The 15,554-nt window shown below is 73.7% G+C and carries 13 protein-coding genes; 8 read left to right on the top strand and 5 right to left on the bottom strand.

All coding sequences use genetic code 11. The annotated features are described in order from the left end of the window. Positions 1–165: 165 nt before the first annotated feature. Positions 166–981 carry an SAM-dependent methyltransferase gene (locus ACZ52C_RS34750; protein ID WP_469078525.1) on the bottom strand — a complete coding sequence of 272 codons (816 nt, stop codon included), beginning with the start codon at positions 979–981 and terminating at the stop codon, positions 166–168. A 217-nt stretch (positions 982–1,198) separates the two neighbouring features. Between ACZ52C_RS34750 and ACZ52C_RS34745 the strand changes: the two genes are divergently transcribed. The 5 genes from ACZ52C_RS34745 (at position 1,199) to ACZ52C_RS34725 (ending at position 5,705) form a co-directional block, all read left to right on the top strand. Beyond that, positions 1,199–1,417 carry a hypothetical protein gene (locus ACZ52C_RS34745; RefSeq protein ID WP_469078524.1) on the top strand — a complete coding sequence of 73 codons (219 nt, stop codon included), beginning with the start codon at positions 1,199–1,201 and terminating at the stop codon, positions 1,415–1,417. Between the two features lie 124 nt (positions 1,418–1,541). Continuing rightward, the gene (locus tag ACZ52C_RS34740; RefSeq protein WP_469078523.1) at positions 1,542–2,435 is read left to right on the top strand and encodes a class I SAM-dependent methyltransferase; all 894 of its coding nucleotides are present in this window, start codon (positions 1,542–1,544) and stop codon (positions 2,433–2,435) included. Between the two features lie 179 nt (positions 2,436–2,614). Further along, entirely contained in the window at positions 2,615–3,820 is a 1,206-nt protein-coding gene (locus ACZ52C_RS34735; protein WP_469078522.1) for a restriction endonuclease, read from the top strand. A 244-nt stretch (positions 3,821–4,064) separates the two neighbouring features. After that, complete coding sequence (locus ACZ52C_RS34730) at positions 4,065–5,138, top strand: enoyl-CoA hydratase/isomerase family protein (protein ID WP_469078521.1); 1,074 nt, start codon at positions 4,065–4,067, stop codon at positions 5,136–5,138. A 105-nt stretch (positions 5,139–5,243) separates the two neighbouring features. Further along, positions 5,244–5,705: a GNAT family N-acetyltransferase gene (locus tag ACZ52C_RS34725; protein ID WP_469078579.1), complete on the top strand. Its 462-nt coding sequence runs from the start codon at positions 5,244–5,246 to the stop codon at positions 5,703–5,705. Positions 5,706–5,742: 37 nt separating this feature from the next. Here the strand turns inward: ACZ52C_RS34725 and hemC are convergent, their stop codons facing one another. From hemC to ACZ52C_RS34705, 4 genes are all read right to left on the bottom strand, one after another. Beyond that, positions 5,743–6,675, bottom strand: a complete 933-nt coding sequence (gene hemC, locus ACZ52C_RS34720; RefSeq protein WP_045560199.1) for a hydroxymethylbilane synthase — start codon at positions 6,673–6,675, stop codon at positions 5,743–5,745. Between the two features lie 73 nt (positions 6,676–6,748). Further along, entirely contained in the window at positions 6,749–9,010 is a 2,262-nt protein-coding gene (locus ACZ52C_RS34715) for a bifunctional serine/threonine-protein kinase/ABC transporter substrate-binding protein (protein WP_469078520.1), read from the bottom strand. Beyond that, complete coding sequence (locus tag ACZ52C_RS34710) at positions 9,010–11,499, bottom strand: bifunctional serine/threonine-protein kinase/ABC transporter substrate-binding protein (RefSeq protein WP_469078519.1); 2,490 nt, start codon at positions 11,497–11,499, stop codon at positions 9,010–9,012. The genes ACZ52C_RS34715 and ACZ52C_RS34710 overlap by 1 nt, the downstream gene beginning before the upstream one ends. Then, positions 11,499–12,359 carry a hypothetical protein gene (locus tag ACZ52C_RS34705; RefSeq protein WP_469078518.1) on the bottom strand — a complete coding sequence of 287 codons (861 nt, stop codon included), beginning with the start codon at positions 12,357–12,359 and terminating at the stop codon, positions 11,499–11,501. Before ACZ52C_RS34705 ends, ACZ52C_RS34710 begins: the two co-directional genes overlap by 1 nt. Before the next feature lie 206 nt (positions 12,360–12,565). Between ACZ52C_RS34705 and ACZ52C_RS34700 the strand changes: the two genes are divergently transcribed. The 3 genes from ACZ52C_RS34700 to ACZ52C_RS34690 are packed head-to-tail and all read left to right on the top strand — an operon-like array spanning position 12,566 to position 15,490. Then, positions 12,566–14,044 (top strand): phytoene desaturase family protein, encoded by a 1,479-nt coding sequence (locus tag ACZ52C_RS34700; RefSeq protein WP_469078517.1) that lies wholly within the window; start codon positions 12,566–12,568, stop codon positions 14,042–14,044. Further along, positions 14,041–14,874, top strand: a complete 834-nt coding sequence (locus tag ACZ52C_RS34695; protein WP_469078516.1) for a fatty acid desaturase — start codon at positions 14,041–14,043, stop codon at positions 14,872–14,874. The genes ACZ52C_RS34700 and ACZ52C_RS34695 overlap by 4 nt, the downstream gene beginning before the upstream one ends. Next, on the top strand, positions 14,867–15,490 hold the full coding sequence (locus tag ACZ52C_RS34690) for a TetR/AcrR family transcriptional regulator (RefSeq protein WP_469078515.1): 624 nt from the start codon (positions 14,867–14,869) through the stop codon (positions 15,488–15,490). The genes ACZ52C_RS34695 and ACZ52C_RS34690 overlap by 8 nt, the downstream gene beginning before the upstream one ends. The last annotated feature ends 64 nt before the right edge of the window (positions 15,491–15,554 follow it).

The following is a 15,554-nucleotide window of genomic DNA, read 5'->3' as shown; positions in this document are numbered from 1 at the left end:
AACCCGTGCAATCCGGGGTTCACGGCGGCTCGAATCCCGTCAGATCCGATGGTGATGGACGACAGGGTTTGGTGACGCGCATCGGTCATCGCCGGAAAGCCTGCCGGAGCGGCCGACCGGACCAGCCGATTCTCTGCGGGCCCTACGTACGATCTGTGGGGCTCCTCAGCGCTTGCGGGCGAGGCCGCCGTGTTCGGCGACGACCTCGGGGGCGGGGTCGGTGGCGTCCGGGCGCCACAGGGGGACCGAGACCACACCGGGGTCGAGCAGTTCCAGGCCGTCGAAGAAGGCCGTGATCTCGTCGACGGTACGCAGGTTGTACGGTACGGCGCCGCTCTCGTTGTAGCTGTCCTGGGCCTGCTCGAAGACCGGGTCGATGCCCCGGGAGCCGTCGTTGACGGCCAGGTAGCTGCCGGCCGGGAGCGCCCCCATCAGGCGGTCGACGACGGACCGCGCCTGGTCGTGGTCGGCCACGTGACCCAGGATGTTGCTGAGGATCAGCGCGGTGGGCCGGTGGAGGTCCAGGGTGTCGGCGGCGGCCGCGAGGATGCGGTCGGGGTCGAGCACGTCGGCGTCCACGTAGGCGGTCGCGCCCTCCGGGGTGGAGAAGAGCAGGGCGCGGGCGTGGGCCAGGACCAGGGGGTCGTTGTCGACGTAGACGATCCGCGACTCCGGGGCGATCCGCTGGGCCACCTCGTGGGTGTTCTCGGCGGTCGGCAGGCCTGTGCCGACGTCCAGGAACTGCCGTATGCCCGCCTCGGCGACCAGGTGGGTGATGGTGCGGCGCAGGAACGCACGGCTGCCGCGGGCGATGGTCACGATGCCCGGGAACACGGCGGTGTAGGCGTCACCGGCCTGCTCGTCGACGGGGTAGTTGTCCTTCCCGCCCAGCCAGTAGTTCCAGATACGGGCCGAGTGCGGCACCGAGGTGTCGATCTTCTGATGCGCAGCAGGACCGGGCGTGGTCGTGTGGTCGGTCATGTCTACCGTCCGTCTTTCAGCCGAAGCGAAGAGTTCCGGACACAACCTACGTCCCGACCCCCTTGCCTCGTACGCCAGTTCACACTTCTGCGACGTCCGAGCAGGCGTTTCCCGGCGCGGACGCGTCCGGTGGGGCATCCCGGGAACTTCTCGGGCGGCGCCACGCGTCCATCGGGTGAGGCCGGACGCATCCGGCCTGCGACGGAGGTGGGTTGCCATGACGACGAACGACCCGGGCACGATCGAGACCACACTGACCGACGGCCGGCGCATGACCCTGTCGCTGCCTCCGACGGACGCGGGATGGGCCGCCGACGGGATCAAGGCACTGCGTGCCGTCCCGCCCACCCACACCGGCCGCGGAGAAGCCCCTCCGGCCCTCCCCGAGCGCCCCGCACTCCCGTTGGAGGTCGCCCTGCTCGGCTTCGGCGCCTGACACCACATCGGGCGACGGCCGTGCTGTGTCGGGCGGGGCCCGTGCGGTGAGGGGTTCGACGGAACCTGTGGGAGCGGCCCGCTCCGACACCGGGGGCGGTGAGCGGAGAGGCAAGGGAGGCGGCGTGCCGGACGGATGGGAGTGGGACCCCACGCTCTTCCGGGGGAGCGCGGCGTACTACGAGCGGGGGCGGCTTCCGTACGCCACCGGTTTCGCCGACGTCCTCGCCGGAGCCCTCGGGCTGGACGGTCGCGGCCGGCTCCTCGACGTCGGCTGCGGGCCCGGGACTGTGCTGCTCCCCATGGCGCGGTACGTCACGGAGGCCGTCGGCGTCGATCCCGACGAGGACATGCTGGCCGAGGCCGAGCGCCGCGCCCGACGCCTGGGAGTGACCAACGCGCGCTGGACGGCCGCCCGCGCCGAGGACCTGCCGGCGGGGCTCGGGACCTTCCGGGCCGTGGTCTTCGCACAGTCCTTCCACTGGACGGACCGGGACCGGGTCGCGGCCACCGTGCTGCGGATGCTGGAGCCGGACGGCGCGCTCGTCCACGTCAGCGACCTGCACGGGCCGCACCCCGAGCCGGTCCCTTCCCCCGCGCCGCCGTCGGCGCCCGCGCCACCGTACGACCGGATCCGGGAGCTGGTACGCCGCTATCTGGGCCCGGTGCGGCGCGCGGGGCAGGGCGTGCTGGTAGACGGCACGCCCGGCGGAGAGGCGGCGATCATCGAGCGTGCCGGCTTCGAGGACCTCACGCGCCTGGTCGTGCCCGCGGGGGAGATCGTCACCCGTTCCCAGGACGACATCGTCGCGTGGGCGTTCTCCCGGTCCGATTCCGCGCCCCACCTGTTCGGCGACGGACTGCCGGACTTCGAGCGGGACCTGCGGAGGTTGCTGGCGGACACGGCCCCCGACGGCCGCTTCGCGGAGCGCCTTCCGGCGACCGAGATCAGGATCTGGCGGGAGCGGAAGCGGAAGCGGAAGCGGAAGCGGGAGCGGGAGCGGGAACGCAAGCGGTAGTGGGCGCGGGAGCAGAAGTCTTTGGAGTGAGCGGTGCCCTCGTCGTCTGTCCGTCGTCTGTCCGTCATCGGTCCGTCGTCGGTCTGTCGGGTCCGTCGTCCGACCGGCGGTGTTGTCGGTGGGCGCTGTTAGTCTCCCGGCCGGGGAGTGATCGACGAGTACCGGCGTGGGGTGGGCGGATGAGCAGGCTGGCGTGTCCGCTGTGCGGGCAGCAGGTGGCGGCGACGCGGCAGGGAATGGCCCGGCATCAGCGGGCCGACGGCGCGCCGTGCCTGCCGGACGACCGCGCCGCCCCCGCGATCGGCACTCCCGCCCTCGGCTGTGGCGCCATGGCCCTGAGCGTGCTCGCGGCGGTCGTGTCCGGCTCGTGGCCGGTGCTCTGGCTGGGCCTGCTGGCCTCGGTGGGTGTGATCGTCTGGCGGGCGAACCTCAGCACCGCCGCCCGGGTGGCCGCCGCCGACCGACGGGCGGTCCGGGCGGTCGCCGAGGGAGCGGCCACGACGGGCACCGGCCCGCCCGCGCGGGACGTCGAGGCGGACGCGGAGCGGCTGTTGGAGGAGCTGCCTCCCCTGGGCTCGACGGTCGAGGACGCGGTCGCCGCCTGTATGGACCGGCTGCGCCCCTTCGACCCGCAACCGCTCGCGGTGCGGTTCACCAAGCTCGCGCGGGCCCATGTGGCCGCCGACGAGCGCATACTCGGTCTGGCCGTCGGCCCGGAGCAGAGCCCTCCCGGCCTTTCCGGCCGCTCCGGCCCTTCCGGCAACGGCCGGGTCCTCGCGGTCCTCACCGACCGGGCGTTGGTGGTCAAGGACCGGGACGTCGTCTACCGCGACGAGACCCCGGACACCCGGCCCGGCGCACACGGCTTCCTCGCCTCCGGCGCGCGCGTGTTCTCCTTCGCCACCAACCACGGCCTGGAGACGGCCGTCGCCGCCCGCGAACTCGCCGCCTCCGTCCCGCGCCGCACGCCCCCAGCGTCCTCCGGCCGGCCGGCCGAGCGGCTGATCCGCGAGGCGCGTGACGCCGAACTGATCGCCGCCGAGTGGATGCGCTACCTCGGCTTCACCGACGCGGTCGCCACGCCCGTCGGCGCGGACGGCGGCGTCGACGTGGTCAGCGCGCGTGCCGTCGCCCAGGTCAAACTGGAGGGCAAGCCCACCGGCCGCCCCACCGTGCAGCAACTGCACGGCGTCGCCGCCCTGGAGAAGAAGACCGGCGTCTTCTTCTCCGCCGCGGGCTACACCCCCCAGGCCCGCACCTGGGCCCAGACCAGTGGCACCCTGCTGTTCCGCTTCGACCGGCAGGGCGCGGTGGAGGCGGTCAACGCGGCCGCGCACGCGCTGCTGGCGGAGGCGGACGCGCGGGGGACGGCCGACACGGGCTGACCCGCCGACCGCGCTTCCCCTCGCGGGCCCGGGATCTCGCTGTCGGTCGGTGATCACGTGCGAGTAGGCTCGACGGGCCCGGGTACCGGCAAGCTCAGGGCGTCGCCGGTGACCGTGTCCGCCCAGCTCCAGCGGGGAGCGGGGTCCGTCTGATGACGGGCGGTCGCCGGTCCGGAGCCGGAAGGAACGACCAGATCATGTGTGTCCCAGTGAACGTGACCCGACGTCGGACGGGGGCGGACAGGTGACCGGCGCCGAGGAGCCCGTCCTGCTGCACACCACCGGCCGGGCCGCCCACATCGTCCTCAACCGCCCGAGGGCCCTCAACGCCCTCGACCACACCATGGTGCGGCGCATCGACGAGGCACTCACCGCCTGGGAGGACGACCCGGCCGTGGAGACGGTCGTCGTCTCCGGCGCGGGGGAGCGCGGACTGTGCGCGGGCGGCGACATCCGGGTCGTGCACGACGACGCCCGCGACAAGGACGGCACCGCCTCGGCTGCGTTCTGGCGCGACGAGTACCACCTCAACGCCCGTATCGCCCACTACCCCAAGCCCTATGTCGCCGTCATGGACGGCATCGTGATGGGCGGCGGCGTCGGGATCTCCGCGCACGGCAGCGTCCGGATCGTCACCGAACGGTCGCGGATCGCCATGCCCGAGACCGGCATCGGCTTCGTCCCGGACGTCGGCGGCACCCGTCTGCTGGCCCTCGCGCCGGGCGAACTCGGCACCCTCCTCGCCCTCACGGGCGCGGCCGTCGGCGCCGGCGACGCCCTGCTGTGCGGTCTCGCCGACCACTACGTACCGTCCGCGTCGCTCGGCGCGCTCCTGGACGACCTCGCCGCCCTGCCCGCCCGGGAGGCCGTGGCACGGCACGTACGACAGGCGCCGCCGGGCGAGTTGGCTGAGCGACGGGACTGGATCGACGCCTGTTTCGCCGCCGGCACGGCCGAGGAGATCGTCCGCCGACTGCTCGCCCACGGCGACCCGGCGGCGAAGGAGACCGCCGAGACCCTGCTGGCCAAGTCCCCCACCGCCGTCAAGGTCACCCTCACGGCCGTGCGGCGGGCCCGGGCCCTCGGCTCCCTGGAAGAGGCGCTGGACCAGGAGTACCGCGTCTCCTGTGCCGCGCTGGCCACCGCCGACCTCGTCGAGGGCATCCGGGCCCAGGTCATCGACAAGGACCGCCGCCCCCGCTGGACCCCGGCCACGCTCTCCGACGTCACCGACGGCGACGTGCGCCGCTTCTTCGCCCCGCTCGGCGACCGCGAACTCGGCCTCGGCCCCGGTCGCACCGAACACGACAACACCTAGGCTGCCGACGTGACCCACACCCCCCACACCCCCCACACCCCCGAAGCCCCAGAGTCCCTCCGGATCAGGCCCGGCGGCCCGGCCGACGCGCCCGCCGTCCTCCGTATGCTCGACGCGGCGGTGGCCTGGATGAACGCGCGCGGCAACACCGAACAATGGGGCACGATCCCGTACTCGGCGCGACCCGACGGACCGTCACGGATCGATCGCTACACGACCGAGAACTCCCCGTACATCGCGGAGTGGGACGGCACACCCGTCGGGGCCCTCGTCCTGGATTCCGGCCCCAGCCCGCAGATGCCGATCCCCCCGGCCGACGAGCCCGAGCGCTACGTCCGCCTACTCGTCTCCGACCGCCGGCACGCCGGTCACGGCATCGGCGCGGCCCTGCTCTCCCACGCCGTCGACGAAACCCGTCGCGCCGGCGTGGAACTCCTCCGTGTCGACTGCTGGGCGGGCGACGGCGGCCGCCTCGTCGCGTTCTACGAACGCAACGGCTTCACCCGGACCACGCCCTTCATCTCCGGCACCTGGCCGGGCCAGGTGCTCGCCCGCAGACTCGGCTGACCGTCCGGGCCGGGCGCCGGAGAGGAGCCGGCACGGTTCAGTGCGCGATGCCGTCGATGAGGTCGCGGGCGCCCTGACGGAGGAGGGCCACCGCGACGGAGGTGCCCAGGGTCGCGGGGTCGAGGCGGCCCGCCCATTCGTGGGCGTTGAGGACGGTCTTGCCGTCGGGGGTGAACACCGAGGCCCGCAGGGAGAGTTCGCCGCCGCGGTCCGTGCGGGCGAACCCGGCGATGGGGCTGTTGCAGTGGCCCTGCAGCACGTGCAGGAACATCCGCTCGGCGAGGGTCTCGCGGTGGGTGTCGGGATCGCCGAGCCCACTGACCGTGTCGATGGTGTCGGTGTCGCCCTCCCGGCACTGGAGCGCCAGCACGCCCGCGCCGATGGGGGGCATCATCGTCTCGACGGACAGGATCTCGCTGATCACGTCCGCACGGCCGATCCGCTCCAGCCCGGAGACGGCCAGCAGCAGCGCGTCCGCCTCGCCCGCGGCCAGCTTCTCCAGCCTGCGGTTGGCGTTGCCGCGGAACGGCACACAGTCCAAGTGCGGGTGGGAGGCGGCCAGTTGCGCGGTACGCCGTACGGAGGAGGTGCCGATACGGGTTCCGGCGGGCAACTCGTCCAGGGTGCGCCCGGCGGGGTCCACGAGCGCGTCCCGGATGTCGTCCCGCTTCAGGAACGCCGCGAACATCGTGCCGGCCGGGAGGGGCCGGTCGGCCGGGATGTCCTTCACACAGTGCACCGCGAGATCGGCCTCGCCCGCGACGAGCGCGGCGTCGACCTCCTTGGTGAAGGCTCCCTTGCCCTCGACCTGGGAGAGATCGCCCATCCACTTGTCCCCGGTAGTCTTCACGGGGACCACCTCGGTGCGCAGCGCCGGGTGGAGCACGGCGAGTTCGGCGCGTACGCGCTCCACCTGCGCCAGAGCCATGGGCGAGTCTCGGGAGACGATACGAATCAGGTCCTGCGACATGAAGGCACGATAGCCCCTCGGGACGGGCCCCGATGACCACTCTCGCCCCCGGCCCCCGGTCCGACCGCCGCCGTCATACCTTCGCCCGCTGGTACTGCCCGAGGAAGTCGAACTCCCCTTCGGCTACGCGGTACAGGAACAACGCGTCGTGGTTGTACCCGTTCTCCGGGGTGTACGCGACGGTCCGGCTGATGCCGGCGTAGGAGACCTCCCGCATACGGCGCACGATCGCGCCGCGTTCCCGCAGGGCCGCCTTCCCGTCGGTGCACGCCTCGGCCAGGAACAGCACCGCGTCGTACGCCTCCGCCGCGTACCGGCCGGGCCGCTCGCCGTACCGTGCCTCGTACTTCTCGGTGAACGGGCGGGCCGCCGGGGTCGCCGTCGGATCGATGAAGGTGGTGGCGAGGACCCAGCCGTCGGCCGCCCGGCCCGCGCGCTTCAAGAACCGTGGACCGAACGCCCGTTGGGTGGCGACCCGCGCTCCCGAGAACCCCGCCTCGCGCAGCGCCGCGGCGAAGGCGCCCGCTCGTTCCTGCCCTCCGCTGAACACGACCGCGTCCGACCCGGATGCGACGACCCGCGCGGCGAGCGCGGTGTGGTCGAACGTCCCGGCGGCGACACTCGTGAGGCTCGTGTCCCTGCCGTCGCGGCCGAGCGCCCGCTGGATGTAGTTGCAGAGGGTCCAGGCGAAGTCGCCCTCGGCCCGGTCCTCGACCAGGAACACCTTGCGGGCGTCGGTCTCGCCCGTGAGATAGACGTTGCACGGGGCGGCGAGCAACTCCTCCTCCGGCGAGAGCTGTGCGTGCGAACGGAACGTCGACGCATCGGCGTTCCTGACCTGGGACGACACGCCCACCGACACGGTGACCACGGGCAGCACCGCCTTCGTGTACGTGGCCTCCGTGGCGAGGAAACAGGCGTTCGTGGTCGGGCCCAGCACCGCGAGGACCTTGTCGTCCTTCGCCAGCCGCGTCGCCCGGTCCAGGGTCCGGTCGGGCTCGCCCCCGTCGTCGTACGCGCGCAGCGTCAGCCGCAGCGGTCGGTCGTCGTCGGCGTTCACGTGCGCGACGGCCAGCCGGGCGCCGTCGAGCTGGGCCCGCCCGATCTCGCCGGTCGCGCCCGAGAGGTCGCCCTGGAAGGCCACGACGAGGTCCGCGCGCGCACCGGACGTCGGCGGGGCTCCCGCACCGGGCTCGGGTTCGCCCCGGCTCCGCCACCACCAGGCGCCGCCGCCGACCGCCAGCAGTCCGGCCGCCCCCGTGGAGCCGAGCGCCAGGAAACCGCGGCGACTCGTGGCCCGCGCCCGATCCTGTGTCCGGGCCTCGCGCCCCGGTTCGCCGAGCGACGTCACCGTCAGCACGTCCGGGGCGGCGCCCGAGACCGCCGCCGCCGGGACCGGTGCCGACGCGGACGGCGCCGGCGCGCTCACCCGGGTCGGCTCGATCGCCCCCATCGCGAGCACCGCCGCCGACCGCTCCACGATCAGCCGGGTCACCGGCTCCGGCAGCCACCGCTCCCGATCGACGGGCACGGCCGCGTCCAGCGCCGCACCGACCTCGACGGCGGTGGGCCGGCGTGCCGGATCCTTGTCCAGACACGCCCGTACGACCGGCTCCAGTGCTTCCGGGACTCCGGGCAGCTCCGGCTCGTCGTAGACCGTGCGCAGCAGCACCCCGGCGGCCGCGCCGGTGCCGAACGGGCGGACACCGGTCGCGGCGAAGGACAGGACGCAGCCCAGCGAGAAGACATCGCTGGGCGGGCCGATCCCCGCGCCGCGCGCCCGTGCCTGTTCGGGGGACAGGAAGCCGGGCGAGCCCACGATGACCCCGGTGGACGTGAGCGCCGCCCCGTCCGGCGAGCGCGCGATACCGAAGTCGATCAGGCGCGGACCGTCCGGGGCCAGCAGCACGTTGCCCGGTTTGACGTCGCGGTGCACTAGGCCCGCCCGGTGGACCGCGTCGAGTGCCTCGGCGAGCCGCAGCCCCAGCACGGCCACGGACGCGGGAGACCACGGGCCGTGTCCCTCCAGCGCCTCCGAGAGCGAGGGGCCCGGTACGAACGGGGTCGCCAGCCACGGATCCTCCGCGTCGGCGTCCGCGTCCAGCAGGGGGACCACCCAGGGGCTGTCCACCCGCCGGGCCACCTCGATCTCCCGGCGGAAGCGGGCCCGGAACCCGGCGTCGTCGGCGTGGGACGACCGGACGACCTTGACCGCGGCGTAGGCGCCGCCGGGTGCGCGGGCCAGGAACACGACGCCCATGCCGCCGGCGCCGAGCCGCCGCAGCAGGCGGTAGTCGCCCAGCCGTGACGGATCGGCGGTGCGCAGTGGCTCCATCAGGCGGTCAGCGGCGCCGGGCCGCCGTACACGAACGCTCCGTTCTCGACGCGCCAGAGGTAGCCGCCGGTGCCGTCGATGACCGGCAGACCGTTCTTCTGGAACGCGTACGTCCGGGTGACGCCCTGGTACTTGACGGCCCGCAGCGCGGCGAGCAGGTCCTCGCGGGTACGGCTCCCGGAGGGGAGGTCCGCGAGCGAGGTGAGCACCATCGACGTCACGTCGTAGGCCTCCGCCGCGTACCGGGGCGGCGCTTTCTTCCACCGCTTCCGGTAGCCGTCGACGAAGGCCTTCGCCTCCGGGACGTCCGCCGGTTCGACGACCGGTGCGACGATCGTCCAGCCGTCGGCGGCCTCCTTCGCCGCCGTGAGGAAACGGGCGTCGAGCAGGGCCGGTCCGGCGGCGCGGGCACCGGTGAAACCGCGCTCGCGCAGGGTCCGCGCGAACGACGCGGCCCGGTCGGACAGCCCGGCGAAGGCGAACGAGTCGATGTCGGCGGCCAGCAGGTCGTCCACCGTGTCCCCGAAACCGGTGTGCATCGTGCTGACCACACGGGGCACGTACGGCTGCCCGGCCGCCCGCAGTTGCTTGCTCAGATTGGCGCTGACCTCCCAGCCGTAGTTGTCGGCGGCCCGGTCGACGACCACACCGACCCGGCGGGGCCGGGTGCTCCGCAGGAACGCGTCCATGTAGAACGGCAGCAGGGAGTCGGGCAGGCGGGCGTGCAGGAACGAACGGAAGCCCTGTACGGACAGGGCGATGGCGCCGGGGGACACGGCGACCACGGGCAGCAGGGCGGCGTCGTAGGCGGCCAGCGCCGACTGGGCGGTCGCGTCCGTGGTCGGTCCGACCACGGCGAGCACGTCGGGATCGTCGGCGAGCCGCTTCGCCACCCGGGCGGACTCGGCCGGGTCTCCTGCGTCGTCCTCGGCCCGCACCTCCACCTGGAACGGCGCGTCGCGTCGGGCGTTGAACTCCGCGACGGCCAGGCGCAGTCCGTTCTCCTGGGCCCGGCCGGTGTCCCGCTGGTCGCCGCTCAGGTCGCCGTGCAGCGCGACGATGTGGGCGGGCCGCCGCGAGGAGGCGGACGGCTGCCCGTCCCCCGAACCGCCGCCGTCCCGGCCCACGGCCCACCAGGTCGCGCCGCCCCCTGCGGCGAGCAGCGCACCGGCGCCGGCGAGGAGGACGCGCCGCCTCGCGGGGGCGCCAGGGGCGCCGGACGCGGCGACGGGCACGGTGTCGCCGGGGGCGCTCCGTGGGGCGGGGGTGCCGGGGAGGCCGACGTCCGGTGTGGTCGTCGAGGCGGAGTCGGGTGCGGTTGTCGAGGCGGTGCCCGCGGCCGAGGTGCCCGCGGAGATCTCGGTGCGGTCGATGTCCGGCAGGGCGAGCGCCTCGGCGGAGCGCCGGGCGATCAGCCGGACCACCTCGTCGGGCAGCCAGGACTCGGAGCCGCCGCCGGGCCCGTCGGCGGGTGCGTCGGAGGGCTGGGCCGCGGTCTCGGCGGTCGAGGCTTCGGCGGTCGAGGGCTCGTCGGCGGAGCCTTCGGCGGTTCCGGCCGCGGTCCCGCCAACCGAGCCTTCGTCCGCCGAGCGCACGTCTGCCGGGCCTTCGACGGCGGAGCCTTCGGTGGCATCTGCCGGGGACGCGCCGGTGGCGGCCGCGTCCCCCACCGTCTCCGCCTCCGCGGGCAGCAACTCCCGTATCAGCTCCGCCACCTCGGGCCGGTCGGCCGGGTCCTTCTCCAGGCAGCGCGACAGCAGTGCGCCGAGCGGTGCCGGTACGCCGTCGAGGTCGGCCAGGTCGTGCACGGCCCGGTAGAGGAGGGCGTCGAGCGCCCCCGTGCCGAACGGCGGCCGGCCCGTCGCCGCGAACGCCAGCACGCAGCCGAGGGAGAACACGTCGCTGGGCGCGCCGACGGTCCGGCCGCCACGCCCTTCGGCCTGCTCCGGGGAGAGATAGCCGGGCGTACCGACGACGAGCCCCGTCGCCGTGAGTCCGCTGTCCTCGGGCGCCCTGGCGATGCCGAAGTCGATGAGGCGGGGCCCGTCCGCCGCCAGCAGGACGTTGCCGGGCTTGAGATCCCGGTGGACCAGCCCGGCCCGGTGGACCTCGGCGAGCGCCAGCGCCAGCCGGCCGCCGAGGACCCGCAGCCCGTGCTCGCCGAGCGGCCCGTGCACGGCGACGGCCTCGGCCAGGGACGGCCCGGGCACGTACGCCGTCGCCAGCCACGGCGCCTCCGCGTCGGCGTCGGCGTCGATCAGCGGCACTGCCCAGGGGCTGTCGACCCGCCGGGCCACCGCGACCTCGCGCCGGAACCGCTGCCGGAAACCCGCGTCCTCGGCGTACTCCGCCGCCAGGACCTTCAGCGCCACCAGCGAACCGGCCGGCGTACGCGCGAGGTACACCACGCCCATGCCGCCGGCGCCGAGCCGGCCGAGCAGCCGGTGGCCGGCGATCCGCGCCGGGTCGGACGAACGCAGCCGCTCCATCAGCCCTCGCCCCCGCCCAGCTCGTATCTCACCCGGTCGAGCATGGTGGTGGTACCGCGCGTCATGAACTGCTCCAGTTCGTCGACGGTGTAGCCCTCGGCGCCCTTGATCGACACGGTCATGGTGACCTGGCCGAGCCGGGTGACCATCCAGCGGTAGTCCGCCTTGCCGGTGCCGATGAGATAGACGCCGGTCTCCAGGACCGAGTCGTCGGCGTAGTTGTTGCCGCGCATGCCCCGCGGGGTGCCCACGGACATCAGCCCGGCGATCCGTTCGTCGGCGCGGACCTGCTGCTCGGGGCAGCGCAGTGCCTCCTCCAACGTCGCGGACACATGGTCGTCGGCGTCGGGCACCCCCGTGTGCACCGTCACCGTCGCGGTCACCCTGACCGTGCCGCGCTTTCCGGTGCCGGGCAGTTGGCTGTAGAGCGACAGGGAGGCCAGTACGTCGTCGGGGAGCGGGCGGCGCTGCCAGCGGCACTCGTCGTCGAGCACGGCGATGGTTCCCTCGGCGCTGCGGGCGAGCGGCTGGGCCTGGAAGCCGGAACCCCAGTCCTGCGGCCGCATCGCGACCGCCTGCGCCAACGCGGCTCCGTCCTTCCGCCCACGCGGCACGCGGTCCGGGGCCGCCGTGAACGGTGCGGCGGACGGTGTCGCCGTCGGCTCCGCGCCCTCGGCCGCCGACTGCCCGGACGAGGAAGCGGAAGATGTCGCCGAGCCGGAGGACTTGGTCCCGGGCTCGCCCGACCGCTCCGCCGCGCCCGCGCTGCAACCGCCGAGGAACACCGCGGCGGCGGCCCCCGACGCGGCGGCCCTCAGCCGCCAACCACCTCTTCGTCCAGCTGCTCTGTCGTCCAACACCCGCCCCCTCCACCGCGGTACCCCGTGTGTGACCGGTGATCGTACAGAGGTACGCAATCCCGGCGTGAGCGGTTCCCGCGAGTCTCTTCGCACATGCCAGAACCATTGACGCGGAGGATGAACGGCCGCACTCTGAACGGATGTTCAGAACAAATGTTCAGAACGGGCCCCGGGCAGACGCCGGTCGGGGCGAGGGGTGCGCCGACGTGGTGGTGATCGGCGGCGGTATGGCCGGCATGGCCACCGCGCTGCGCCTGCAACGGGCGGGCCTGTCCACGATCGTGCTGGAGGCGCACGGCCACGCGGGCGGCTGCGCCGGCTACTACCGCAAACGCGGATTCTCCTTCGACGTCGGCGCGACGACGCTCGTCGACTTCGGTCCCGGAGGTGTCGGCGGCGAACTCCTCGCCACCGTCGGGATTCCACCGCTGGACGCCGAGGAACTCCCGGGCTACCGCGCTCATCTGCCGGACCGTCAGGTCGTACTCCATCGCGACCGGGCCGCCTGGCACGCCGAACGGCTGCGCCGACTCGGTGACAGCGATCGGCACCGCGCGTTCTGGGACCTGCTCGACCGGCTCGCCGACACCTTCTGGCGGGCCAGCCGGGCGGGCGTACGACTGCCGATCCGTGGTCCCGCCGACGCCCTCCACGACCTACGGGCGGTGGGTCGGTCGGGGCTTCCCTGCGCCCGCCATCTGAACCGGACCCTGGGTGACGCGCTGCGCGAGCACGGCCTGCGCGGGGACTCCGCGCTGGTCGGACTGCTCGGCGTGCTGGTCGAGGACACCGTCCACACGGGGGTCGACGACGCGCCCCTCATCAACGCGGCGCTCGGGGTGACCATCCGGGGCGCGGGCCTCAGCAGGCACCACGGCGGCATGCACGGCTTCTGGCGTGTGCTGGTCGCCCGCTACCGAGAACTGGGCGGCACGCTCCGCACCGCCTGCCGTGTCTCCCGGGTCCGGGGCGCGCCCGGCGCCTACGAGGTGACGGCCCGTCAAGGAGCGTTCCATGCACGGCGGATCGTGTGCGCGGTCCCGGTGGCCGCCACCGCGACCATCTGCGCGGGACTGCCGGTGGCCTGCAGGCTGCGCGCCTATCTGGAGCGCGACGCGGACGCCGTCGGCGGCGCGGTCGTCGCCTTCCTGGGCGTCCCCGAATCGGAGGTCTTAGCACAGGAGTTGACGCATCATCAGCTCCTGCACTCCTACGACCGTCCCCTGGGCGACGGCAACAACATGTTCGTCTCCGTCTCCGCGCCCGGTGACACCCTCAGCGCGCCGCCCGGCCATCGGGCCGTGATGCTCTCCACCCACACCGACCTCGCCGACTGGCGACACCTCGACGCGGCGGAGTACGGGCAGCGCAAGAAGGAGGCCGGGGAACGACTTCTCGCCCTCGCTCGGCGGGCGTACCCACGGCTCGGGGAGCGGGCCGTGTTCGCCGAGACGGGAACGCCCCGCAGCTACGAACGGTTCGGCTTCCGCCCGGAGGGCGCCGTCGGAGGTGTGCGCCAGCGCCTCGCCAACACCAACCAGCACGCCGTACCGCACGACCTCGGCGGCCCCGGCCTGTGGCTGGCCGGCGACACGACCTGGCCGGGCCTCGGCACGGTCGCCTGTGTGCTGGGCAGCCGCATCGTCGCCGAAGGACTGCTGAAGGAGAGGAGACGCGCCGGATGAACGCATCGGACGACCCCGGCACGACCGGTTCGCACAGCCCGGTCCCGGGCCTGCCCACCCTCGCCGAACTCGGCGACGACCTGCTCGTCACCACGCGTCGGCAGCGGATCGTCGCACTGGTCCGTCCGGGCGTCGGGGTGCTGCTGTTCACGGGCGCGGTGTGGCTCGGCTGGTGGTGGCTGACACCGCTGATCGTGTTCGGGATCTTCGTCGCCGTCGTGACCGTCACCCATGACGTGGTGCACCGCACGATCGGGCTGTCCCCCCGGGCCACCGACTGGGCGCTGTTCGCGATGGGGCTGGCCCTGCTGGAGAGCGGGCACGCCTACCGGGCCACGCACACCCAGCACCACCGTCTCTTCCCGCACCCAGATGACCCGGAGGGCCACCCCGCCGAACTGTCCCTCCTCGGCGCGGTCTGTTACGGCCCCGTCTTCCTCGTACGGCTCTGGCTCTGGTCCTACCGGCGGGGCCGCGACCGGTGCTGGCTGCTGGCGGAGGCGGCGGCCCCGTTCGCCGCGCTCACCGGGGGCGTGCTGCTGCTGCCGTACACGCCGGGACCGCTGGTCTATACGGTGATGGCGATCGTCGGCAGCTGGGTGTACCCGCTGCTGACGGTGTATCTGCCGCACCATGACTACGGAGACACCCCGTTGACGCAGACCCGCACCCTGCGCGGGAGGATCATCCCCGCCGTCTTCCTGGAACTCACGTACCACCTGGAGCACCACCTGTACCCGAGGGTGCCCAGCCACCGGCTGCCGGAGCTGGCCCGCAGACTCGAAGGCCACTTCGCCGCGCACGGGGTACGGCCGGTGCGCGTTGTCTGAGCACCGGGACGCCCGCTCCACCCGTGACCGGGTGCTGGAAGCCGCCCTGGCGTGCCTCGTCGGCAACGGCTACGGCGGGACCACCGCACGGGCGATCGCCCAGGTCGGCGGCTTCGCGCCCGGGGTCATCTACTACCACTTCGCCGACCTGGACGACCTGTTGGTGGCGACGCTGGAACGGACCAGCGGGGCCCGTATCGACCGCTACCGCGCCGAACTGTCCGGCCTCGACCGGGCCGTGCCCATGATCGCGCGGCTGCGCGAGCTGTACGACGAGGACAGCCGCACCGGGCACATCGCCGCCGTCCAGGAGCTGTACGCCGGGGCACGTCCCGGAACGCGGCTGGCCGCCCAACTGGCCTTGGAGACAACGAAATGGGAGGACCTGGCCGAGGAACAGCTCACGGTCCTCCTACGCGGCAAACCCCTGGCGTCCGTGGTCCGGGTGCGGGTCCTGGCCGGGGCGGCCGTGGCCTTCTACCTCGGCATGGAGACCCTCACCCACCTCGACGGCGACCGCTCCCGGCCGGAGAACCTGTTCGCCCAGGGGGCCCGCCTCGCCGCGATCTTCGACCGCGTGCCCCGTGTGAAGCGACGGGTCCGCAGGGCGAGATGAGCGAAGAGGGCCCCTGAACCGTGTCACCGGTCGGGAGGGGCGCGGGGACTCGCGCGACCGACCG

Source organism: Streptomyces sp. NPDC034049 (assembly GCF_055575575.1).
Note: the sequence above shows the minus strand (reverse complement) of the source record. Positions and strands in the feature narration are given on the sequence as shown.

Excerpts from the sequence above, each read along its gene's own strand:
- ACZ52C_RS34710 (WP_469078519.1), bottom strand. The coding sequence starts at position 11,499 with ATGGAGCGGCTGCGTTCGTCCGACCCGGCGCGGATCGCCGGCCACCGG.
- ACZ52C_RS34715 (WP_469078520.1), bottom strand. The coding sequence starts at position 9,010 with ATGGAGCCACTGCGCACCGCCGATCCGTCACGGCTGGGCGACTACCGC.
- hemC (WP_045560199.1), bottom strand. The coding sequence starts at position 6,675 with ATGTCGCAGGACCTGATTCGTATCGTCTCCCGAGACTCGCCCATGGCT.
- ACZ52C_RS34750 (WP_469078525.1), bottom strand. The coding sequence starts at position 981 with ATGACCGACCACACGACCACGCCCGGTCCTGCTGCGCATCAGAAGATC.
- ACZ52C_RS34725 (WP_469078579.1), top strand. The coding sequence starts at position 5,244 with ATGCTCGACGCGGCGGTGGCCTGGATGAACGCGCGCGGCAACACCGAA.
- ACZ52C_RS34745 (WP_469078524.1), top strand. The coding sequence starts at position 1,199 with ATGACGACGAACGACCCGGGCACGATCGAGACCACACTGACCGACGGC.
- ACZ52C_RS34735 (WP_469078522.1), top strand. The coding sequence starts at position 2,615 with ATGAGCAGGCTGGCGTGTCCGCTGTGCGGGCAGCAGGTGGCGGCGACG.
- ACZ52C_RS34695 (WP_469078516.1), top strand. The coding sequence starts at position 14,041 with ATGAACGCATCGGACGACCCCGGCACGACCGGTTCGCACAGCCCGGTC.